General features: G+C 52.8%; 20 protein-coding genes. 12 read left to right on the forward strand and 8 right to left on the reverse strand.

From position 1 onward, the window contains the following. Nucleotides 1-8: 8 nt before the first annotated feature. Both A7C91_RS09030 and cysS read right to left on the reverse strand, forming a co-directional pair. Nucleotides 9-656 (reverse strand): phosphoribosyltransferase, encoded by a 648-nt coding sequence (locus A7C91_RS09030; protein WP_068666815.1) that lies wholly within the window; start codon nt 654-656, stop codon nt 9-11. A 90-nt stretch (nt 657-746) separates the two neighbouring features. After that, nucleotides 747-2,177, reverse strand: a complete 1,431-nt coding sequence (gene cysS / locus A7C91_RS09035; protein WP_068666817.1) for a cysteine--tRNA ligase — start codon at nt 2,175-2,177, stop codon at nt 747-749. Between the two features lie 116 nt (nt 2,178-2,293). Here cysS and A7C91_RS09040 point away from each other — a divergent pair, with 116 nt between their 5' ends. From A7C91_RS09040 to A7C91_RS12215, 4 genes are all read left to right on the forward strand, one after another. After that, the gene (locus A7C91_RS09040; RefSeq protein WP_068667441.1) at nt 2,294-3,343 is read left to right on the forward strand and encodes an FKBP-type peptidyl-prolyl cis-trans isomerase; all 1,050 of its coding nucleotides are present in this window, start codon (nt 2,294-2,296) and stop codon (nt 3,341-3,343) included. A 37-nt stretch (nt 3,344-3,380) separates the two neighbouring features. Next, complete coding sequence (gene mrtA / locus A7C91_RS09045) at nt 3,381-3,983, forward strand: CPBP family archaeomyxosortase MrtA (protein WP_068666819.1); 603 nt, start codon at nt 3,381-3,383, stop codon at nt 3,981-3,983. 35 nt (nt 3,984-4,018) lie between these two features. Beyond that, complete coding sequence (locus A7C91_RS12210) at nt 4,019-4,312, forward strand: heparan-alpha-glucosaminide N-acetyltransferase domain-containing protein (RefSeq protein WP_267886225.1); 294 nt, start codon at nt 4,019-4,021, stop codon at nt 4,310-4,312. Nucleotides 4,313-4,397: 85 nt separating this feature from the next. Beyond that, entirely contained in the window at nt 4,398-4,769 is a 372-nt protein-coding gene (locus A7C91_RS12215) for a heparan-alpha-glucosaminide N-acetyltransferase domain-containing protein (RefSeq protein WP_267886262.1), read from the forward strand. Here the strand turns inward: A7C91_RS12215 and A7C91_RS09055 are convergent. The 5 genes from A7C91_RS09055 to A7C91_RS09070 all read right to left on the reverse strand — a co-directional run bounded on the left by A7C91_RS09055 (nt 4,729) and on the right by A7C91_RS09070 (nt 10,053). Next, nucleotides 4,729-6,645 carry an ATP-binding cassette domain-containing protein gene (locus tag A7C91_RS09055; RefSeq protein ID WP_068666821.1) on the reverse strand — a complete coding sequence of 639 codons (1,917 nt, stop codon included), beginning with the start codon at nt 6,643-6,645 and terminating at the stop codon, nt 4,729-4,731. The two genes, A7C91_RS12215 and A7C91_RS09055, sit on opposite strands and share 41 nt — an antisense overlap. 202 nt (nt 6,646-6,847) lie before the next feature. After that, on the reverse strand, nt 6,848-6,976 hold the full coding sequence (locus A7C91_RS10845) for a DUF835 domain-containing protein (protein WP_199920020.1): 129 nt from the start codon (nt 6,974-6,976) through the stop codon (nt 6,848-6,850). A gap of 352 nt (nt 6,977-7,328) precedes the next feature. Further along, entirely contained in the window at nt 7,329-7,523 is a 195-nt protein-coding gene (locus A7C91_RS11260) for a hypothetical protein (protein ID WP_199920021.1), read from the reverse strand. 457 nt (nt 7,524-7,980) lie between these two features. Then, nucleotides 7,981-9,291, reverse strand: coding sequence for a bifunctional hydroxymethylpyrimidine kinase/phosphomethylpyrimidine kinase (thiD, locus tag A7C91_RS09065; RefSeq protein ID WP_068666825.1), 1,311 nt, complete (start codon nt 9,289-9,291; stop codon nt 7,981-7,983). Between the two features lie 3 nt (nt 9,292-9,294). Next, nucleotides 9,295-10,053 carry a sulfide-dependent adenosine diphosphate thiazole synthase gene (locus A7C91_RS09070; RefSeq protein WP_068666827.1) on the reverse strand — a complete coding sequence of 253 codons (759 nt, stop codon included), beginning with the start codon at nt 10,051-10,053 and terminating at the stop codon, nt 9,295-9,297. A gap of 64 nt (nt 10,054-10,117) precedes the next feature. On the opposite strand from A7C91_RS09070, the gene thiC reads away from it, so the two are divergent. The 6 genes from thiC (at nt 10,118) to A7C91_RS09100 (ending at nt 16,413) form a co-directional block, all read left to right on the forward strand. Beyond that, complete coding sequence (gene thiC / locus A7C91_RS09075; RefSeq protein ID WP_267886263.1) at nt 10,118-11,422, forward strand: phosphomethylpyrimidine synthase ThiC; 1,305 nt, start codon at nt 10,118-10,120, stop codon at nt 11,420-11,422. Continuing rightward, nucleotides 11,419-12,078: a phosphoribosylaminoimidazolesuccinocarboxamide synthase gene (locus A7C91_RS09080; RefSeq protein ID WP_068666829.1), complete on the forward strand. Its 660-nt coding sequence runs from the start codon at nt 11,419-11,421 to the stop codon at nt 12,076-12,078. Before thiC ends, A7C91_RS09080 begins: the two co-directional genes overlap by 4 nt. Next, entirely contained in the window at nt 12,075-13,007 is a 933-nt protein-coding gene (locus tag A7C91_RS09085) for a formate--phosphoribosylaminoimidazolecarboxamide ligase (RefSeq protein WP_068666831.1), read from the forward strand. The genes A7C91_RS09080 and A7C91_RS09085 overlap by 4 nt, the downstream gene beginning before the upstream one ends. After that, entirely contained in the window at nt 13,004-13,594 is a 591-nt protein-coding gene (locus A7C91_RS09090) for an IMP cyclohydrolase (protein ID WP_068666833.1), read from the forward strand. The genes A7C91_RS09085 and A7C91_RS09090 overlap by 4 nt, the downstream gene beginning before the upstream one ends. A gap of 81 nt (nt 13,595-13,675) precedes the next feature. After that, nucleotides 13,676-15,526: a prolyl oligopeptidase family serine peptidase gene (locus tag A7C91_RS09095; protein ID WP_068666835.1), complete on the forward strand. Its 1,851-nt coding sequence runs from the start codon at nt 13,676-13,678 to the stop codon at nt 15,524-15,526. A 182-nt stretch (nt 15,527-15,708) separates the two neighbouring features. Then, nucleotides 15,709-16,413, forward strand: a complete 705-nt coding sequence (locus A7C91_RS09100) for an RAD55 family ATPase (RefSeq protein ID WP_068666837.1) — start codon at nt 15,709-15,711, stop codon at nt 16,411-16,413. On the opposite strand, the gene A7C91_RS09105 is transcribed toward A7C91_RS09100, so the two are convergent. Then, the gene (locus A7C91_RS09105; protein ID WP_068666839.1) at nt 16,405-19,005 is read right to left on the reverse strand and encodes an ATP-dependent helicase; all 2,601 of its coding nucleotides are present in this window, start codon (nt 19,003-19,005) and stop codon (nt 16,405-16,407) included. The genes A7C91_RS09100 and A7C91_RS09105 overlap by 9 nt on opposite strands. A 91-nt stretch (nt 19,006-19,096) precedes the next feature. Here A7C91_RS09105 and A7C91_RS09110 point away from each other — a divergent pair, with 91 nt between their 5' ends. Together A7C91_RS09110 and A7C91_RS09115 are read left to right on the forward strand one after the other, a co-directional pair. Beyond that, entirely contained in the window at nt 19,097-19,372 is a 276-nt protein-coding gene (locus A7C91_RS09110; protein ID WP_068666841.1) for a hypothetical protein, read from the forward strand. Between the two features lie 29 nt (nt 19,373-19,401). Continuing rightward, entirely contained in the window at nt 19,402-20,448 is a 1,047-nt protein-coding gene (locus A7C91_RS09115; protein WP_068666844.1) for a glycosyltransferase family 2 protein, read from the forward strand. The last annotated feature ends 85 nt before the right edge of the window (nt 20,449-20,533 follow it).

Raw genomic sequence — 20,533 nt, forward strand, 5'->3', positions numbered from 1 at the left:
CCACACCCTCAGGCTTTGCGCCAGGCTCCGTCGCGGAACTTAAAAACCTTCCTGCGCTCGGCCATTCTGAGGGCTTCCTCAAGTCTGCCTTTTGGAACCTCAATGCCGTGGAGCTCCTTGAAGAGCTCGACGATTTCATCGGTGGTTAGGGCTTCCTTCTCCTCGAAGATGTTGTTGACGAGATTTATCATGTCCTCCACGAAGTTCCAGGGGAAGACTATCCAGGCCCAGTCAATCTCCTCGCCGTAGTAGTCTGGGTTGAAGCGGGAGCCTCTTATTGTAAGCAGTGTTGCCGCCCTAACCTCCGCCGGATTCTGGCTCTCCACGTAATTCTTTGCCAGGGTTAAGCTCTCTCCAGTGTCACTGATGTCGTCCACGATAAGAACATTCTTTCCGCTCATGTCGTAGTTGCTGCCGTACTTGAGTCTTGCCTTTCCGTCCGGAGTGGCTGTAACGCCCCAGTGCTCCACCTTGAGGCTGACGAGGTCCTTAACACCGAGGTAGTCGCAGTAAAGCCTTGCTGTAATCCAGCCGCCTCTGGCAAGACCGACTATAACGTCCGGTCTCCAGCCGTCTTCAAGAACCTTCCATGCGCACTCCTTTGCCCACTTCTCTATATCGTCCCAAGAAGCAAGATAAGCCGGAAACTTCTTCATTGGATTTCCCTTAACGGAGCAAAGGAAAGGTTATATTTAAGCCTTACGCTCTGCCGTTTGACGGAAAAGTGGCAAAAGAATTGAGGAAAATCAAACGTTAATCCTCTTCCAAACCGTCCCCTGGGGGGTGTCCTCGAGCTGTATGCCCAGCGCTTTAAGCTCGTCTCTGATTTTATCGGCTAAAGTAAAGTTGCGCTGTTTTCTAAGTTCGGCCCTGACTTCTATGAGGAGTTCTATCAGCGTCTCCTCGCTCCCTGCCTTCTCCTCCTTGAAGTAGTCCTCAAAAATGCCGAATATCTCGCTTACCATCCTGAAGAACTCCATGGCCTTCCTGAGGACGCTCTCCTTCGTATTCTCCACTTTGGTGAGGTACCTGTTCACGGCATTTGAAACTTCAAAGATTGGTTTCATGGCTTCGGCTGTGTTAAAGTCGTCGTCCATCGCATTGTAGAACTTCTTCCTCGCTTCCCTGATGGTCTCGTAGAGCTCGAACTCTTCACTGCCCCACCTGAAGGAAATCTCCGCCCTCTCTAGGGCAATCCTAATGTTCTCCAGCGTGTTGTAGAGCCTCTCAAGGTTGTTCTTGGCGTGCTGGATGCCTTCCTCTGTGTAATCCAGTGGTGAGCGATAGTGCTTTTGGAGGACGAAGAAGCGGATGACCTCGGGCGAGTACTTCTCGAGGAGCTCCCTAATCGTTACAAAGTTGCCGAGGCTCTTGCTCATCTTTTCGCCGCTGACCATAACGAAGCCCGTGTGCAGCCAGTACTTGACCCACTCATGACCCGTGCAGGCCTCGCTCTGAGCGATTTCATTTTCGTGGTGCGGGAAGATGAGGTCGTTTCCGCCTCCGTGGATGTCGAAGCTCTCACCGAGGTACTTCGTGCTCATCGTGGAGCACTCGATGTGCCAGCCTGGCCTCCCCTCGTCCCATGGGCTGTCCCACTTAGGCTCTCCGGGCTTGGCCTTCTTCCAGAGGGCGAAGTCCTCGGGGTTCTTCTTGCCTTCGCCGGGCTCGACCCTCGCTCCCTTAACCAGCTCTTCAAGCTTTATTCCGCTCAGCTTACCATAGCCCTTAAACTTCCTGACCTCGAAGTAGACTCCATCGCTCCCCTCGTAGGCGTATCCCTTTTCCTGGAGCTTCTTCACGAAGTCTATAATGTCCTGAATGTGCTCCGTAACGCGCGGATAGATGTCGGCCGGCTTAACATTTAGAGCTTTCATGTCCTCTAGGAAGTAGCGAAGGAACTTCTCAGCGAGCTCCTTAGGGTCTTCGCCGGTCTCGTTGGCGCGCCTGATAATCTTGTCGTCTATGTCGGTGAAGTTCATGACCATGAGAACAGTATAACCTCTGTGCTCGAGGTAGCGCCTGATGACGTCGAAGGCTATGTAGGTTCTGGCGTGACCGAGGTGGGTGTAATCGTAAACCGTTGGACCGCAGACGTACATTCTGACCTCCCCTTCTCTCAGGGGCCTGAACTCCTCCTTCTGCTTCGTCAGGGTGTTGTACACTCTAATGGCCATCTTTCTCACCACCGGGTGAACTTTGCCGAGGCGTTTTATTAGGTTATCGCCCGGTGGGAAAGCTTAAAAACCAACTCCCTTAATCGGGGTAGGAGCACGAAAAGGAGGTAATGCTCATGGTCAAGGTTCAGAAGGGAGACGTCATAAGGCTTCACTACACCGGCAAGGTCAAAGAAACCGGGGAGATTTTTGACACCACCTATGAGGAGGTTGCCAAAAAGGCCGGCATCTACAACGAGAAGGGCATCTACGGCCCTGTCCCGATAGCGGTTGGAGCTGGCCACGTGCTTAAGGGCCTTGACGAGCAGCTTGAGGGGTTAGAAGTCGGCAAGAAGTACGAGATAATTATCCCGCCCGAGAAAGGCTTTGGAAAGCGCGACCCCAAGCTCATCAAGACATTCACCCTCGGCCAGTTCAGGAGGCAGGGCATCTTCCCGTTCCCCGGAATGCCGGTTGAGATAGAGACCGAGAGCGGCAGGAAGCTCAAGGGCAAGGTCCTCACCGTCAGTGGCGGCAGGGTGAGGGTTGACTTCAACCACCCCTATGCCGGCAAGCACCTCGTCTATGAGGTCGAGGTCGTCGAGAAGATAGAGGACCCGATAGATAAGGTCAAGGCCCTCATAGAGCTCCGCATGCCAATGGTCAAGCCGGAGGAGGTCATCATCGAGGTCGGTGAGAAAGACGTCAGCGTTGACTTTAGCAATGTCGGGATAGACAGAAACACCCTCGTTCTCGGCGAGATACTCCTTGAGAGCGACCTCAAGTTCATAGGCTACGAGGAAGTCAAGTTAAAGCCAAGCGTCGACGAGCTTCTCAAGCCACCGGAAAAGGAAGAGCAGGTCACAGAGCTCGAGGAGGAGGTCAGCGAGCCGCTCATCGAGAAGGCCGAGGAAGAGAAGCCTGCTGAAGAGACCACCGAAACTGAGGGAGTGAAGGCCGAGGAAAGCGAGGAGAAGAAGGAAGAGACTTCCGAGGGCGAGGAGGTCAAGGAGGAGCCAGAGACCAGGAAAGAAGAGCAGGCTGAGGAGAAACCGAAGAAGAAGTCCACCAAGAAGTCCAAAACCACCCGAAAGAGGAGCACCTCAGCCAAGAAGAGGAAAACTACCAAAAAGAAGACCGAGAAGCCAGCCGAGAGTGCCGAGGAGAAGACGGAAGAGACTGAGTGAGGCCAAAACTTTTATCTTCTTTTCCTAACTTTTCTCCATGGAACTGAAGCGAAACCCCTGGCTTCTCTATGCGCTCTCCCTTGTGTTCATTCCCCTTGTCTGGGGTAGGGGAGACAATGTTTTCGGGTGGGCGGCTTACAACGCGGCTTTTTACGTCGTTCTGCCGTTGGCCGTTGGTTACCTTCTCGGTTTTAAGCCAAGAGAACTCGGCTTTCAACTTGGAAACCGCAAGGGTTACAGGTGGTTTGTCGTTCTCTTTTTGATCTCGATCCCGATAAGCTTGTATGGGACGGGGGTTCCCGAGATGAAAAACTACTATCCAATATTCGCTTACTCCAACTGGACCGACGTTCTCCTCAAAGAGCTTGCTGTTGGTGCGATAATGTTCGCCCACGAGGCCTTCTATCGGGGGATATTACTCTTCCCGCTGGCGAAGAAAAATGAATGGCTAGCTATACTGGCCCAGGATGTTCCCTACACCTTAGTTCACATCGGAAAGCCTGGTATCGAAATCCCCTACGCATTCTTTGCGGGAATAGTCTTTGCAAAAATGGATTTGAGGGGTAAGAGCTTCCTTCCTAGCTTTCTCCTCCACTGGTTCGGCTCGGTCCTCTTCGACGTCATGTGCATTCTCCTTTGAGCAAGCCTTTTTAAATCCGTCTCGAAGGAATGTTTATGCTCGGAGCCGAGGTGTACTCTCGCGGACGCTTCTGGGAGGTTGACTTCCTCAGGGGGATAGGCATCACTATGGTGGTTCTCTCCAACTTCGTCACGGATTTACAGCTCTTCCTGAACTATTCAGGACATCCCTTCTTCTGGAAGGCTTTCGTCTATGCAACGGCATCGATACTCGTCTTCGTCTCCGGCCTCTCCTTCTGGATAAGTTACTCCCGGACGATCAAAAAGAACCCCCGTCCCTACGCCAAGTACTTTAGGAGATTCCTTAAGCTCTTCGGCCCGGCATGCTGATAACAGTCGTCACGTACCTTTTCCTCGACGGCATGACAATTTACTTTGGGTTCTCCACTTCCTCGGCGTCGCAACGCTTTTAGCGATTCCCTTCTACCGCTTTGGGAAACTTAATCTCTTGTGGGCGGCCTTTCTTCATCCTCGGCTCCCTCTGGGTGAGAAACCTAATCGGCCCTGCATGGCTTCTTCCCCCGGAATAACCTTCAAAGGTTTTTCTTCCCCGGACTACTTCCCGATATTTCCCTGGTTTGGGATTTACTTCCTCAGTCTCACAGCAGGCAGCGCCTTCTATCCTGAGGGAATGAGGAAAAAGGAGCTGAGAATTCCCGCAAACCCTCTCGTTTTAGCCTTCTGCTTGGCCGGCAGGCACACTCTCGTCATATACCTCGTCCATCAGCCCCTGCTGGTTGGTCTTCTCATGCTGATTTACGGCCCTCTTCCAGGGATTTCCCTTTAGCCTCAACCCTTGCCGTCCCGTAGCCGACGAAGAGCACCTTATCCGGGTCCAGAGCCCTCAGCACCTCTGGCCTGTGGGTGATTATGAGGGCGGTGATGCCAGCCTCCCTGATAATCTCGGCCACCTTTTTGGCCACTCTCATGGCCGTAAGCGTGTCGAGATGCGCTGCAAACTCGTCCATGAGGAGGAGATTCGGCTTCTCAGCGAGGAGTGAAGCTATCTTTGCCCTCTCCTTCTGGCCGGTCGAGAGCTCACCAAAGCGGGCTCTGTAAAGCACTGCATCGCTCAGTCCGGTCCGGTTGAGAATTTCGACGGACGCATTTAAATCTCTGATTTTCCTGTAAATGTGCTCCAATATGCTCTCTGAGCCAAATTCTGGCTCGAACTCACTCGGAATCAGCACGGAGACCTTGACGTTGTCGGGCACCTCTATCTCCCCAACTGTCGGCCTGTATTTTTCCTCCCAGTATCCCCTCACCGCGCCGAGGATGAGCCTCAGCAGGGTGGTTTTTCCTGCTCCGCTCGCTCCGACTATGGCCACAATCTCGCCGGGCTTGAGTTCAAAGTCCAGATTTCTCAAAACGGGCCTTTGAATTACGCGGTGCCTGACGCCGAAGGCCTTTAAAAGTTCCTGAATTTCTTCGGGCAATCCCTTAACGTCAAGCTCGCTCTCAAAGACCTTGCTGACGTTCTTAAAGACTATTGGCCCGCTTAGCGGCTCGACTCTTCCGTAACTCGGCCTCCATAAGCGGCCGTCCTTCGGGGCATAGGGGTCTTCCCTCAAAAAGCGCTCTATGTATTCCTTAGCCTCATCACTGAGCGGGTAAAAGAGAACCGGTCTCCCGCTCGCGGTCTCCCAGAGGAACTTAAAGCCGACCTTCTCAAAGAAGGGGTTGTAGCGGGCCATTTGAGCTATGGTCTCGACTATGTGTTTCCTCTTCTTCATCTCAGGGATTCTTCTCCCGGCAATCCACTCTAGTGCTGCCTTGAGGCTTAATTGGCCCAACCCGTCGGAGCGGTAGTCTGGGTGAACAACAACGCGCGCTATCCTTGATCCAGCTGTGTTCGTCTCCCTCATGGCCCTCCACTTTGCCTCCTCCCAGAGCATTGAACGGGCTACTCTCCTGGTGTGCTTCCTCTTCAGCTCCCCGTATAGCTCCCTCATTATTCTCTCGGGCCAGAAAGCAGGCTTAAACCAGTCCTCTGGAAAGACCTTTTCACGAATGTTCCCTTCCACCTCACCGTTCGGCAAACGCCTGTGCATCAGCGGAATCGGAGGGTCAATGCGGACGTATGCCAAAATCCTCGGCTCGTACTCCTCACTGTTCTCCAGCTCGAGAATCAAGAAGCGCGACGCTGGGATTGAGCCTTTGATTTCGAGGATGTGAACATTGTCACTCCCGCAGACTGGGCAGCTCTCCTTCGTGTTGGCCTCGAAGATGTGGCCGTTCTCACAGCGCCATAAGGCCACCTTCTCCTTCTGGCTGGCGTAGTGGTACTGCTCCAGCTCGGCTATAGCCTCGAAGTCGCTCTCGTATTTTGCCTCTCTCGCGCATATGCTGTAGGTGTATAGGAGCTCTCCAGTCAGGGGAGAAAAGCGCTTTGCCTCGAACGTCTTTTCCCACAGCGGCCAGACCTTGACCTTATCACCCGAATAAAATTTGTAGAGCTCGTAGTCGTCGAAGTCGAGGATTTCTTCCTCCGGCTCTTTCTTGAGGTGAATCTCTACCTCATCACCGCTCAGGAACCACTGGGCGGCGTTGCCCGTCATGTAGAGCTTGAACCTTCCCTTCTCGGTCTCGACCGCAAGAATCCCAAACCACCGGTGTTTGAAGCGCGGGATTTCGCTGTCAATTACCCTGCCCCGAAGAATCATCGGACATCACCCCTGATAATTGAACGGATGAAATTAATAACTGTTCTCCCTTTTTACAAGGAATCCAGGCTTCTAAGTACCTGTGCACTTGTTTTCTTAATGATTATCGCGACCCACCATGGGAACTCCCTTGTGAGAAGCGTCCACTCATTGTTTCTCCAGACTTCTTGGGACGTTGCCAGGAGAATAATCGAATTGGTTATCAGGGCATGGTCTTTGAGATTTTAAAAAACTTGAAAACCTGCTGAAAGCCGTTCTCGATAACGAGATACTCTAGACAGTCTATCATAACGACCTTGGGTGTTTCGTTTTCCTTGAAGAACTCGACCACCAGATGTCCCCGAGTACTCAAGACGGGTGGGGGAAACGTGCGATTTCCCGTCTACTCTCGTGATCCATATGACGGGCGTCCGCTCAAGCCCGAGTCTCCTCTTGATTTCCTCCGGGGGTGTTCTTGAAATCATAGGCCAGGATATTTCTTCAAGAGGCTCAGGAAAAACCCTTCCGCCTTTCCTGGGAAAACTATGTGTGTGCCAGGGGTAACATTAACGCCGATTCGTTCTCACCGCCTTTTGGAACCTCTTTAAAGACCTTCACCCGATAGTTGTTTATAAGTGCCCCAAACAGCAATGCAAAGGCATAGAAAAACAGCAGCTGAAACACTATCCATATGTTATCTGCTATCAATTCAGATTTTTCCATGAACTCTTCGCTGAAATAGCCAGAGAAATAGCCTGGGCATAGAAGCATTCTGCGATAAACCATACAATTGTGGCGAGGAGAAGTGCATCGTAGAACTTTCCTACGCCGGGATACGTGCTCCGGAAGAACTTTCTGAATTTAACTGCCAAGGCCACCGTGGCTATGTTGATTATCAAGGTGACAGTTTCATTAAATTCGGCACTTAGGAGTATTTGGATTATACCCCTGTAAATGCTACTACCTAGAACGTTAGTGTTCGTAATTTAAAACTCCCGCTGTATGGGTTATGATTGTAGTTGCATAATTCAGCGGTCTTTAACAAAACTTTAGGTACTTTAGGGTCATTATTTCCCATTTATTTAAGTTATTTATCCACAGTTATCAACGGAAGACCCATTACGTCTGTGTGGGACACCAAGATAGGAGCTCACTTTGAAGCCCGTTGAGAGAAAGCAAACATTTATGGGATTCATAAGGAGAGCCCGAAAGCTATTTGGCCCTTGAGAGGACCGATCTGATTGATACGGCCATATGGACAGCGAGAAAAAATAAGGGGGGAAGACACGTTCTAGATGTCTCTATCGACTGTCGTACCATCGGCCTGAGCCAGTCGAGGAACCACACTGGAACACCTTAGGATTGCCCTCTTGGAACGTCCAAGAGTCCCTTGACTTTTTCAAGAACCTTCAACGGATTCTCTCCAAATATAAGGACCATCGGCTCCTTGCCCCAGTCACCAAGGTGATATATGACGTCGGGCCTGTCCCCGACCCTCCTTATCGCCGTCTCTATGCCCCACGGAATCGTTCCGCCCTCCCTGGCCTTAACATCCCCTGGCTCCTCGCGCCTGTCGTAGAAGGAAACCATAAGGCCCAGCTTTTCTGCCCTCTCGATGAGCTCCCTTGAATAGCGGAGGTTGATAACTGCCCTTACCTCAGGGTAAAACTCACGGAACTTGAGGAGGGCTCGTTTTAGGTGGTCCGACGCGTTTAGCTCGACCGGCCCAACTGGTTTAATCGTTTTTCCGTAGCGCACTATCCTGCCATTCACAGCGAAGACCTCGCCTTGGGGAGTGGCGTAGGCAAAGTTCGTCCCAACCTCCGGAACGAGAGGGTTCAAAAGCTCACCCATCTTCATGAGTCTTTTCACTTCATTTTTGAGCCCTGAATAGGTCCTCCAGCGCTCGACGTCGATTTCAAGCGGTGCAAGGGGGTTAATGCACTTGCCCTCTCTGGAGGAGAACCTTATCGCAGTTTCAACGAAGCGCTTTGCCTCCTCCACGGCCTCTGGAAGCTCCATCCCCTTGGCGAGGAGGGAAGCCAAAGCCGAAGAAAATGCGCAGCCCGTTCCGTGGGTGAAGCCTTCAATCATCTCACCTCGGAACTCGTAGAACTCTCCATTCCAGTAGAGGACGTCGGTGTAGTCGAGGTGTCCTCCATTAACGACGGCCGCTTTGGCTCCGAACTCCTCAACGAGAATCCTGGCGGCCTTCTTCATGCCTTCAACGCTTGAAACCTTCATCCCCGTAAGCTTCTCGGCCTCTGGAACGTTCGGCGTGACTATTGAACCTGGAATCAGGAGGTCCTTTAGCGTCTCGATGCCTTCCAAGTCTATCAGGGGATGACCGATGGAGGAAGCCAAAACAGGGTCAAGAACCCTCAAAAGGCCCCCCGTTTCCTCGGCGACTATTCTTACAGCCTCTCCGTTGCCGAGCATACCTATTTTTACCGCCTCAATCTCGAAGAAATCCTTGACGGCCCTTATCTCCCCGCGGATGAGCTCTGGGGGAAGGACATGGTAGCCTCTGACTCCATCGGGGTTCTGGTAGGTTACCGCAGAAAGGATAGGGAGTGGATGGAGACCGAGGGCTGAGACGGTCTTTATGTCGGCTGCTATTCCAGCCCCGCCGCCGGTGTCGAGGCCCGCTATTATCAAGACGGCCATGGCTCACACCTTGAGCTTCTCGAAGATTTCAATGGCTGCTTTTCTCCCGCTCAGGAACATGCCGCCGAATATCGGCCCCATCCTAGGGGCACCTGCAACTGCGTTTGCCGCCATGCCTGTGACGTACAGTCCCGGGAAGACCTCCCCAGTATGCTCCACCGTGAGCCTCTCACCAATCTCGGCCCACATGGGGCCCTCCCCCGGGAGCTTCTCTATCAGCCCTCTCTTCAGCAGGTGCTGAGTTACCTGAGCTCCATGGCCCGTTGAATCAATCACGAACCTTGCCTCAACAGTTAGGGGATCCACGTGGAGGCCCGTCATCTTCACCGGCGTCCAGTTTATGACCACACCAGCCACGCGGTCGTTTTTAACTACTAAGTCCTCGACCTCAAACATGTTGAATATCTTTACCCCAGCCTTCACCGTCCTGCTGGCTATCGTCGTGGCAACTTCAATCGCGTCGGCTACGTAAAGACCCGGTCTGAACTCCCCATAATTTATCCCAAACTCATCGAGTATCTTCCTGGCTCTCTCCTCCACGACGATCCTGTTGAAGCCCATCGCGCCGCCCCAGATTCCACCGCCCACGCTGAGCTTCTTCTCGAAGATTGCCACCTTTGCTCCGCCCTTGGCGAGATAGTAAGCCGCAACCATGCCCGATGGGCCAGCACCGATGATGGCAACATCAAGCGTGAGGTTGTCGAGCAGGTCTTTCATGTAGGCCTCGATTATCGCCCCACTTATCTCGACGTCTTTCAGCATTCTGACCACCCCAAATCTTATAAGCTACGGTGAAAACTAAGTTTTGAAATTTAAAAACCTTGTTATACATGGTGGTGGCAATGACCAGCTGGAGGAAGCTAGACGGGGGGTAATTACGGAGGAAATGAAGTTCATAGCGGAGCGCGAGGGGATAAGTGCTGAAAAGCTGAGGAGAAGCGTCGCCAAAGGCCACACCGTCATATTCCGCAACGTAAGGCACGATTGGGTCAAGCCCGTTGCAGTTGGTGAAGTCGTCCGCGTTAAGGTCAACGCCAACATAGGCACCTCGCGCGACATAGTAGACGTCGAGGCTGAGATAGAGAAGGCCAAAATCGCGGTCAAATACGGCGCCGATACCATAATGGACCTCTCAACTAGCGGCGACCTCGATGAAATAAGAAAGCGCATAATGAAGTCTGTGGACGTTCCCATTGGCACCGTTCCCATCTACCAGGCCGCCGAGGAGATGCTGGCCAAGGGAAAGGCCATCATCGACATGACTGAGGACGACATGTGGAGGGCTTTGGAGAGGCACTTCAGGGACGGCGTTGACTACACGACGATACACGTTGGAGTTACGAAAGAGGTCGTCGAGAAGATGAAGAGAACCAAGAGGATCGTCGGCATGGTCTCCCGTGGCGGAACGTTTCTGGCAGCGTGGATACTCCACTGGGGCGAGGAGAACCTCTTCTACAAGAACTACGACTACCTCCTTGAGCTCGCCAAGGAGTACGATGTCGTCCTAAGCCTCGGCGACGGGTTGAGGCCTGGTGGACTGCCCGATGCTGGCGATGAACTGCAGATAGCCGAGCTTTATACCCTCGGAAGGCTCGTTAGGAGAGCCAGAGAGGCAGGAGTTCAGACCATGGTTGAAGGGCCCGGCCACGTTCCGATAGACCAGATAGCAGCCCAGGTGAAGCTGGCCAAGATCGCCACGGATAACGCTCCTTTCTATGTGTTAGGTCCGATAGTTACCGATGTCTTCCCAGGCTATGACCACATCACGGCGGCCATAGGCGGAGCAATAGCCGCTCTAAACGGGGCTGACTTCCTCTGCTACGTCACCCCAGCGGAGCACCTCGGCCTCCCGACTGTCGAGCACGTGAGGGAGGGGGTTATAGCTACCAGGATAGCCGCTCACGCAGTCAATCTAACGCGCTTCGAGGCCGATTTTAAGAAGGATTACCTCATGAGCCTCGCGAGGGGAAGGCTGAACTGGGCGAAGCAGTTCGAACTCAGCGAGGACAAGGAGATGTTCGTCGAGATAAGGAAGGATAGACCGACAAAGACCGAGGCATGCTCCATGTGCGGCGATTTATGCGCGATAAAGCTCATCAACGACATGCTGAGGACAGGTGAGGCAGAGTGAGGCTCATCTACTGCGGCAAGACGAAGGACGTTTACGAGGATGGTCCGTATCTGGTCTTTTACTTCAAGGACTCCCTGCTGGGCGAAGACGGCAGAGAAGACACGGGTGGCAACGAGGTGATAGGCGAGAAACCTGGCAAGGGGAGTGCAGTTCTCAAGCAGACGGAGTTCCTCTTCAGCCTGCTGGAAAGGAACGGGATAAGGACCCACTTCGTCGAGCGGATTGACGAGAGAAGGGCGCGCTTTCTGAAGGCAGAGAGGATTCCTCTGGAGACTATATACCGCTTCAAGGCTTACGGAAGCTTTCTCAGGAAATACAGCGGCTGGGTGGAGTCCCTTCAAGAGCTGGGAATAGTCGAGTTCACCCTCAAGGACGACTCGCTCGGTGATCCCCTCATAACCGAAGAAGCAATATTACGGCTTGGTATAGCGAGCGAAGGAGAGCTGGAGGAAATGAAGGAGGTAACGAAAAGGGTCGCCGAAATCCTGGCGGAGTTCTTCTCCGCAAAGGGGCTTGAGCTAATAGACTTCAAGCTGGAGTTCGGCAGGCTGAATGGAGAGCTTCTGGTGATAGACGAGCTCAGCGGCGACACGATGCGCGTTATGAAGGGCGGAAGGCTTTTGAGCCAGGAAGAGCTCCTGGAGGTGGTAGAATGATAATCTCCACCATAGCTTCCCATTCCTCTCTTCAGATACTCATGGGGGTAAAGAGAGAGGGCTTCAGAACGAGGCTCTACGTCAAACCGAATAGAAAGGCCTTCTACTCCTTCATCCCGCTCGTCGATGAAATCGTCGTAACGGAAAACATGAGGGAAGTACTCGGTGATGACGGCATCGTCGTACCCCACGGCTCTTTCGTGGCCTACCTTGGCATAGAGACCATCGAGAAAGCAAACACTAAGTTCTTCGGCAACAAGCGTTTCCTCAAGTGGGAAACCAGCTTTGAACTCCAGGATAGGGCCCTTAAAAAGGCCGGCATCCCGATGGTTGAGGTCATCGAGCCCGAAGAGGCTAAGCCAGACGAGCTTTACTTTGTCCGCCTTGAGGGACCGAGGGGTGGAAGCGGGCACTTTTTGGCTTACGGTTATGAACTGGAGGAGAAGATCAAAGGTCTGAGCGAACCCTACAGGATTGAACGCTTCACAGACGGCGTTTACCTCTACGTCCACTTCTTCTATTCGCCGATTTTAAACCGTTTGGAGCTCTTTGGCATTGATGAGCGCCTGGTCATCGCGGACGCAAACAAGAGGCGGCCCTTCAAGATCCTCCCATACACCATAGCGGGAAACAAGGCCGTAGCGCTGAGGGAGTCGCTCATTCCAATGCTCTATGATTACGGATTGGTTTTCGTCAAGGCCATGGAAGAGCTTGAACCTCCCGGTATTATAGGTCCCTTCGCTCTCCACTTCGCCTACGATGGTGAATTCCGCTGCATAGGCTTCGCCTCGCGCATAGACGGCGGCAGCAATGCCAAACACTGGTACTCGGCCCTCTACTGGGAGAGGCCGATGCTCATGGGCGAGAGGATAGCGCGCGAGATTAAGCTCGCCCTCGAGGAGGACCGTCTCGAGGAGGTGGTAACTTGAGGTACGTCGGGAGAATGCTCGGAGTGGGCCTAAACAACGGGAGGCCCTTCGCCTTCTACCGCCTGAACTCCCGCTCATTCCCTAACAGGAGGGCGGTTATTCGGGGAAACGAAATTTACATAGCCAACCAGACCGAGACTGACAACCCCTACGTGAGCTATCCCGTTGTGAAGCTGCTCGAAAACTACGCGGTCGTGAGCAACGGACTGCAGACTGTCTTTATGGCCCAGGCTCTCGAAGAGGAAAGCCCGAGAAAAGCGTTGATCCATGTCCTCGACGCCCTCGACTACGAGCGTGATGACTACAGCACACCAAGGATAGCTGTCATAGTGGAGTGCGGGAAAGCTAGAGGCTGGCTCGGCTTCGTTGGCAGAGAAGAGCTCTGGGTTAAAGCCATTAAGCTGGAGGAAGGAAAGGCCCTCTTTACCGCGACGTACAACGTCGATGGCATTGAAGAGCTGGAGCTGAGCTTTTCGAATGCCGAAGAACTGGCCGAGAAAGTCTTAAGGCTGGAGTTCTCTCATCCTGTGCTGGCAATTGCGGTGGTTGAAAAAGAGGGTGGTTGGAAAGCGGCAGTTAAGCCTTGAACCTTCTCTTTTAAGCTCCCCCAACTTAACACCACGGAATCTTTTTATTGTCTTCCTCATAACGTTAAAGCGGTGATTTTCATGGAGGACCCATACGTCTGGATGGAGAACCTCCAGGACGAGCGTGTTCTCAAGCTGGTTGAGGAGGAGAACAAACGCTTTAGGGAGTTCGTTGGAGAGCTCAGCGACGAGCTTTTCCCAGAGGTCAAGGAGCTCTACTTTCTGCCCATCGTTAGAATGGCAAAGCTGACCGAACGGGGCACGCTCGTAATGGTCAACGAGGCCGGAAGGCAGGTCGTTAAGTGGCTTGACGGTGATGTGATAGTCGATTCCAAAAAGCTTGAAGAAGAGCTCGGTGATGAAGTGCTTTTGCAGGGCTTCACAGCAGATAGCGAAGGAAAAAGGCTCGCCTACAGCTTCTCCATTGGGGGGGCGGACGAGGGGATAACAAGGATAATCGACCTCGAGAGCGGGAAACTCATCGAAGAGATTAGACCTTCAGTTTGGGGAATCATCTTCCTCGAGGACGGCTACTACTTCGCGCGCTTCTACAGAAAGGAGAAGACCCCCGATGGAATGGAGCCGCCGGCGGTGAGGCTCTTCTTCAAGGACGAGAGCGGTGAAAGGATGGTCTTCGGTGGGGGCCTCGGCTCAGGCTACTTCATCAACATGGGGAAGAGCACCGACGGAAAGTGGGCGATGGTAGTGGTGACCTTTGGCTGGAACAAGGCTGAGATATACCTCGGCCTCATAGAGGAGCCCGAAAAGTGGAAGAAGGTTTACTCAGCTGAGGTTCCGGCACAGCCGATAGACGTTGTCGATGGAAAGATCTACATCCTCACGAAGGAAGGAAAGGGCCTCGGAAAGGTCATCGCAATCGAGGATGGCGAAATCGAGGAGGTTATTCCCGAGGGCGAGTTCCCGCTGGAGTGGGCAGTAATAGTAAGCGACAGAATCCTAGCCGGCAGGCTCGTCCATGCCAGCCACAGGCTCGAGGTCTACTCACTTAATGGCAAGAAGCTCGACGAGATTATCTTTGACCTGCCCGGAAGCCTCTACCCACTCGACACCGATGGCAAGAAGGTTATCCTCCGATACGAGAGCTTCACCGTCCCCTACAGGCTCTACGAGTTTGACGGAGAGCTGAAGCTTCTCGACGAGAGGAAAGTTGAAGGTGACTTTCAGGTGAGCGAGGACTTCGCGATGTCGGGGGACGGCACGAGGATTCATTACTTCCTAGTCAAAGGTGAGGGGGGCGAGAGGAAGGCCTGGGTCTTCGGCTACGGCGGCTTCAACATTTCCCTGACCCCGAGGTTCTTCCCGCAGGCGATTCCGTTCATCCGGCGCGGCGGAACCTTTGTAATGGCCAACCTCAGGGGAGGTAGTGAATACGGCGAAGAGTGGCACCGTGCCGGAATGAGGGAAAACAAGCAGAACGTCTTCGATGATTTCATAGCCGTTCTCGGTAAGCTCAAGGCCAAAGGTTACAAAGTGGCCGCATGGGGCAGGAGCAACGGCGGACTGCTCGTCTCAGCGACGCTCGTTCAGAGGCCGGACGTAATGGACGCGGCACTGATAGGCTATCCCGTCATTGACATGCGTCGCTTCCACAAGCTCTACATCGGCAGTGTTTGGGTCCCTGAGTACGGCAATCCCGACGACCCGAAGGACAGGGAGTTTCTGCTGAAGTACTGCCCCTACCACAACGTCAAAAGGCAGAAATATCCGCCAACGCTCCTCTACACTGGCTTATATGATGACAGGGTTCACCCAGCACATGCCATCAAGTTCTTCATGAAGCTGAGGGAGGTCGGCGCGCCCGTTTATCTGCGCATCGAGACCAAGAGCGGCCACATGGGCGCTTCGCCTGAGACGAGGGCGAGAGAATTAACTGACTTGCTGGCGTTCGTGATTAAGGTACTGGGGGTCTAGGCTTTTTCTTTTTTTCCATCATTGAGCTGATTGGTGCCAAGTTAAGTTTCTCGGCCGAAGTATCTGATAATGAATTTTCTCCTAACTAGTGGATACTTATCAAGATGTAAGTATCTTGAGATTTGCCGAAGCTCGAAAGGTTCTTATATTCCCTTGGGGAGAGTTAGATTAGGGAGCGAGACATGGAGAACACACGGATATCAACTGGTATTCCCGGGCTCGATGCAATGCTAAATGGGGGTCTCATTCCTGGTAGAACATACCTAGTCAAGGGAGCTCCCGGAACTGGAAAAACGACGTTTGCGATGCACTTTGCCATGGCCGGCATTGCCAACGGAGAGAACGTTCTCTACGTGACCTTAGAAGAGCCAGCAGATAACCTCAGAGCGGACATGATCAAGCTGGGATTTAACCTCCGCGATCCCAGGTTCACCCTGATAGACGCGACTCCAACGGCTGAGAGATACGTTCTCGTAGACGACTTCTTTGAGTCCTTCGCTAAGAACATAGAGAGGATGACGGAGGCCATAAAGCAGCAGCTCCGCACAAAGCACTACACCCGGATAATTCTCGATCCCGTAACCATGCTCAAGCTGACAGCGACGAAGGAGATAGAGTACAGGAGGGCCTTCCTGACCTTCATAAAGACGATGATGAGGATGAGGACGACCGTTCTGCTGACATCGGAGCTTCAGAGAACGGACATCGAGGAGTACCTTGTGAGCGGTGTGATAGAGCTGAAGGCCTTCGAAGTCGACGGGAGACTCTCCCGGGGCATCAAGATAACCAAATTTAGAGGGAGCGGCTTCGACGGAACCATCAGGCCGTATGAAATTACTGACAGGGGGATAGTGGTCCATAACGATCGCGTGATTTCTTCACCCTGATGCTTCTATCATCGCCATTATCTTTCTGTGCAGCTGCTTGATGAGCTCCCTTCTGTCTTCCATCAAAACGACGTCGCTCGAGCCAATAGCCTCCAGGTTGAAGGCGAAGGGACTTGGCAGCTCGTTGTGATCGATCACAACCTTAACTTTCCCGTCGCGAACCCAGCTCAGGAAGAGCTCGGCACTTTTCACATCCATCTTGTCCTCCATTATCTCGCGGTACACCTCTTTAAGAAGGGGAAAGTCTGGATAGTTCTCCTTGAGCACCTTGAGGAGCGCAACGGCCATGACCTGCTGCCTGCCGAGCCTCTTGCTCCTCCCGATGTAGCGCCTTAAAATGAGCAGTCCGCGATTGGCAACGTGTCTAAATCTCCTCTTCAACAGCTCCGTGTTGTCGAGGGCTTTCCTCAGCGTCTCCCTCAAGTCTTCAATCTCAAAGAGGGCTTTAATATCCTCCTCACTCAGTCTTTTGTCTGCTGGCAGGAGAAGGGCAAAGCCGTTGTCATTTATCGCTATCCCGACGTTACAGCCCTCCCACTTGCTCACGAGATAGGCAAAGGCCCTGCTTAAAGCGTCGTTTGCTCGCCTGCCGATGAGCGTGTGGAAGAAATAGCGGTTTCTCTTCTCGCCAAGAGCCTCTTCAACTAGCACCGTGCCGTCTTCCGGAATCACCGAATAGCGTGCCTGCTCGCAGAAGTAGGTTAAAATTGCTCTCGAGGCTCTTTCATCTATGCCGTACTTCTTCATGAGGAGGGACTTTGCGTTCCTCTTGTCTAGAAGGTTCTTGACTTCCCTCCTAAATCTCTGGACATCCCGGGCAAGGTCAAAGCTCAGCGGAAGCATCTCCGAGAACCACGCCGGTATCGTTGGCCTCGCGCCCTCGCGCGGAATAACGTAGATCTTGTTGCCCCTGCTCTTGATGAACTCGTAGGTTCTTCCGGCGAGAACGAAGATGTCTCCTGGCATGAGCCTCTCGGCGAACTCCTCCTCTACAGTTCCTATCAGCTTCTTGTCCATCGTGTAAACTCGGATTTTGGCCTCGTCTGGAATGGTGCCGACGTTCATATAGTAGATTGCCTTTGTCATCTTGCCGCGCCTTCCGAACTTACCGTCCTCAAGCCATATCTTTGCGTAGACTTTTCTCTCTGCAAGGCCAGCGTATTCGCCAGCCAAATATCTCAGAACGCTCATGAAGTCCTCGTAAGACAGGTCGTGGAATGGATATGCCCTCCTTACCAGTTTGTATGCCTCATTGACCTCCCAGATCTGATTCAGTGCCATTCCTAGCAAATGCTGAACCAGAACATCGAGAGGATTCTTCGGAATTCTAACCCTGTCAAGCCTCCTGTTGCGGGCGTTGTGCGCCAAAACGGTAACCTCAACCAAATCATCCCTATCGAGGGCCAAAATGACGCCTTTGCTCACGTCGTGCAGCCTGTGACCGGCCCTTCCAATCCTCTGCAATGCTCTATTGACGCTCTTTGGCGAACCGATAAGGACAACCAAATCTATTGTACCGATGTCAATGCCGAGTTCTAAGCTTGTCGAAGTGACGACGGCCTTCAGCTCACCCCTCTTTAGCTTCTCCTCGACGTCCAGACGAACCTCTCGCGAAAGGCTTGAGTGATGAGCTTCGATCAGTCCCTCAAACTCCGGATAGCGCTTCTTCAGGTTGAAGGCCACCCTCTCCGCACCGTTTCTCGTGTTGGTGAAGATTAGCGTCGTTCTATGTTCTCTTATCAGCTCGGCGAGGCGTTTGTAGAGGGCGTCGCTCAGGGTTCCAGCGTCAGTGTAAATCAAATCCTCGACGACGCTCTCGACCCATATTCTGGTCTCTTTGGCGAAGCTGACGTCAACTATTAGGCCCGGCCTCGGTTTGCCCTCATCGTCAAAACCGAAAACGAACTTGGCGACTTCCTCAAGTGGATGAATCGTCGCACTCAAGCCTATCCTGACGAATTCACTCTCGGCGAGATTTGCCAGGCGCTCGATGCTCAATGCCAGATGAGAACCGCGCTTGTTCTCGGCCAAGGCGTGAACCTCATCGATGATGAGGTACTTTACAGTTCTCAGCCTCTCGCGGAACTTTGGCGCGTTGAGCGCTATGGCGAGGCTTTCTGGAGTGGTTATGAGTATGTGGGGTGGTTTTCTCACCATCTTGCTCTTCTCGTAGCTCGAGGTGTCGCTCGTCCTTATGCCGACCCTTATCTCCGGCAGCTCGTAGCCAAGCTCTTTTGCCACTTCCTTTATCTCCGCGAGAGGCCCCTCAAGGTTCCGCTTTATGTCGTTGTTCAGCGCACGGAGGGGTGAAACGTAGAGGACGTAGATTTTGTCCTCCAGCTTTCCTTCCTTGGCGAGGAGGATGAGCTCGTTTATGGCAGCGAGAAAAGCGGAGAGGGTCTTTCCTGAGCCCGTCGGGGAGGATATGAGAACGTTCTCACCCTTGTGTATTTCTATGACCGCATAGCGCTGGGGCGGGGTGAAGGTGCCGAACTTTCTCTTGGACCACTCCCTAACCGGCTCGCTCAGTATCTCGAATATCTCCTCATCATTGTATTCCCTGACGGCGTATCTTATCCTCTCCTCACTCATCGGTCGACCATTTGCTTTTGGATTTTTAAACTATTCGGTTGGCTTAACAAACTTTTTAAGTGCTTATGATGAACCCCAGTTGGGTGAGAAGATGGAAATACTCAAAAAGGTTCTTGAAGAGTTCAACAGGCTCCACGGCAGCGAGGCCCAGGCAAGGATAGTCAAGAGAAAAGATGACGAAGTAATCATAGAGTTTGAAGGTTCATTCTGCGCCACCTGTGGGCTCTATGACTATTTTGACGACATAAAGTGGGAGGCTATGGAATTTGGCCTCAACATTGAGCTCGTGGAGATCATCGCGGCTGAGGAGGATGAGTTCGAGCACGGACGGTACGTTGTGAAGTACAGGCTCGGAAAGGGCGATTGAGTTTTAAGGCCTCGCTTCGATTTTAGGCCATGCTCCTTGAGTTGGTCCTCGCGGTGATATTCCTCTGGGATGGCTACTTCTTCCTTAATTACATAATTAGCCTTTTCCGTAATTACAGAACTAAAGAATGGACGCCGAAGGTAAGCCTCCTCATACCCGCCTACAACGAGGGAGAGCGCGTTTTGAAGTCCATCAAAGCCGCTCTCGGGCAGGACTACCCAGACTTTGAGGTCATAGTTGTCGATGATGGAAGCGAGGACAACACCTTTGAGGTAGCCAATTCCGTTAAAGATCCGATGCTCAGGGTTTACAGAAACGAACACAGCGGAAAGGCCAGAGCATTGAACTTCGGTCTCTCAAAAGCCAGTGGGGAGATAATAGTCACCACAGATGCAGACAGCGAGCTTGATGAAAACGCCCTGAAGGAGCTGGTGAGACGCTTCTACTCCAATGAGGTACTTGGCGTGGGCGGCCAAGTACGGGTTATGGGCTCGTCCTTTCTCGAGAGGGCTCAAGATATTGAACACCTGAGGATTGCCATGTTCCGACGCGCTAAAGAGCTCGAGGATTTAAGCCTCGCCCCCGGGCCTATAGCGGCCTTCAGAAGGGAAGCCCTCGAGAGAATTGGCGGCTTTGTTGAGGACATAGTCGAGGACTACGCGACAACCAAAGCCATCAAAAAGCTCGGAAAGGTCGTCTACGCCCCAAGGGCCAGGGTTTATACTGAGATGCATAATACTCTCTCCAAACTCTGGCGCCAGAGGAAGCGCTGGTTCCTCGGCGACCTGAAGAACCTCGGTGGCGGCTTCACCAAGGACTGGGCTTTTCTGCTCCTCGGCGACTTCGTTGCGTTGCTTGACATTCTCGTCCCGCCGCTACTGCTCGCTCTCGGTCGCTGGGAGCTCTTCCTCCTCTGGTACGGCTTTGAGGTTATCACGATGCTCGTGCCAACGGTCGTTGAAGAGGGCTCACTCCTAAACGCGCTCCTGTTTCCTTTCATCGTGTGGTTCTGGGCGCTGTTCTACCTTATGCTCCACGTTTACGGATACGTTAGGCTACTCCTGAGCAGGCTTTGACTCTCTTTTCCCTGTCTCTTTTGGACGAAACCTTTAAATGCCCATCCCTGTGCTACATAAACTATATAGACTATGTGTTAGCCAA

This window comes from Thermococcus piezophilus, assembly GCF_001647085.1.
In the GTDB taxonomy this organism is placed as follows: domain Archaea; phylum Methanobacteriota_B; class Thermococci; order Thermococcales; family Thermococcaceae; genus Thermococcus; species Thermococcus piezophilus.

Excerpts from the sequence above, each read along its gene's own strand:
- A7C91_RS09115 (WP_068666844.1), top strand. The coding sequence starts at position 19,402 with ATGCTCCTTGAGTTGGTCCTCGCGGTGATATTCCTCTGGGATGGCTAC.
- A7C91_RS09055 (WP_068666821.1), bottom strand. The coding sequence starts at position 6,645 with ATGATTCTTCGGGGCAGGGTAATTGACAGCGAAATCCCGCGCTTCAAA.
- mrtA (WP_068666819.1), top strand. The coding sequence starts at position 3,381 with ATGGAACTGAAGCGAAACCCCTGGCTTCTCTATGCGCTCTCCCTTGTG.
- A7C91_RS09070 (WP_068666827.1), bottom strand. The coding sequence starts at position 10,053 with ATGCTGAAAGACGTCGAGATAAGTGGGGCGATAATCGAGGCCTACATG.
- A7C91_RS12210 (WP_267886225.1), top strand. The coding sequence starts at position 4,019 with ATGCTCGGAGCCGAGGTGTACTCTCGCGGACGCTTCTGGGAGGTTGAC.
- A7C91_RS09030 (WP_068666815.1), bottom strand. The coding sequence starts at position 656 with ATGAAGAAGTTTCCGGCTTATCTTGCTTCTTGGGACGATATAGAGAAG.
- A7C91_RS09100 (WP_068666837.1), top strand. The coding sequence starts at position 15,709 with ATGGAGAACACACGGATATCAACTGGTATTCCCGGGCTCGATGCAATG.
- thiD (WP_068666825.1), bottom strand. The coding sequence starts at position 9,291 with ATGGCCGTCTTGATAATAGCGGGCCTCGACACCGGCGGCGGGGCTGGA.
- A7C91_RS09085 (WP_068666831.1), top strand. The coding sequence starts at position 12,075 with ATGATAATCTCCACCATAGCTTCCCATTCCTCTCTTCAGATACTCATG.
- cysS (WP_068666817.1), bottom strand. The coding sequence starts at position 2,177 with ATGGCCATTAGAGTGTACAACACCCTGACGAAGCAGAAGGAGGAGTTC.
- A7C91_RS09040 (WP_068667441.1), top strand. The coding sequence starts at position 2,294 with ATGGTCAAGGTTCAGAAGGGAGACGTCATAAGGCTTCACTACACCGGC.
- A7C91_RS09095 (WP_068666835.1), top strand. The coding sequence starts at position 13,676 with ATGGAGGACCCATACGTCTGGATGGAGAACCTCCAGGACGAGCGTGTT.
- A7C91_RS09105 (WP_068666839.1), bottom strand. The coding sequence starts at position 19,005 with ATGAGTGAGGAGAGGATAAGATACGCCGTCAGGGAATACAATGATGAG.
- A7C91_RS09110 (WP_068666841.1), top strand. The coding sequence starts at position 19,097 with ATGGAAATACTCAAAAAGGTTCTTGAAGAGTTCAACAGGCTCCACGGC.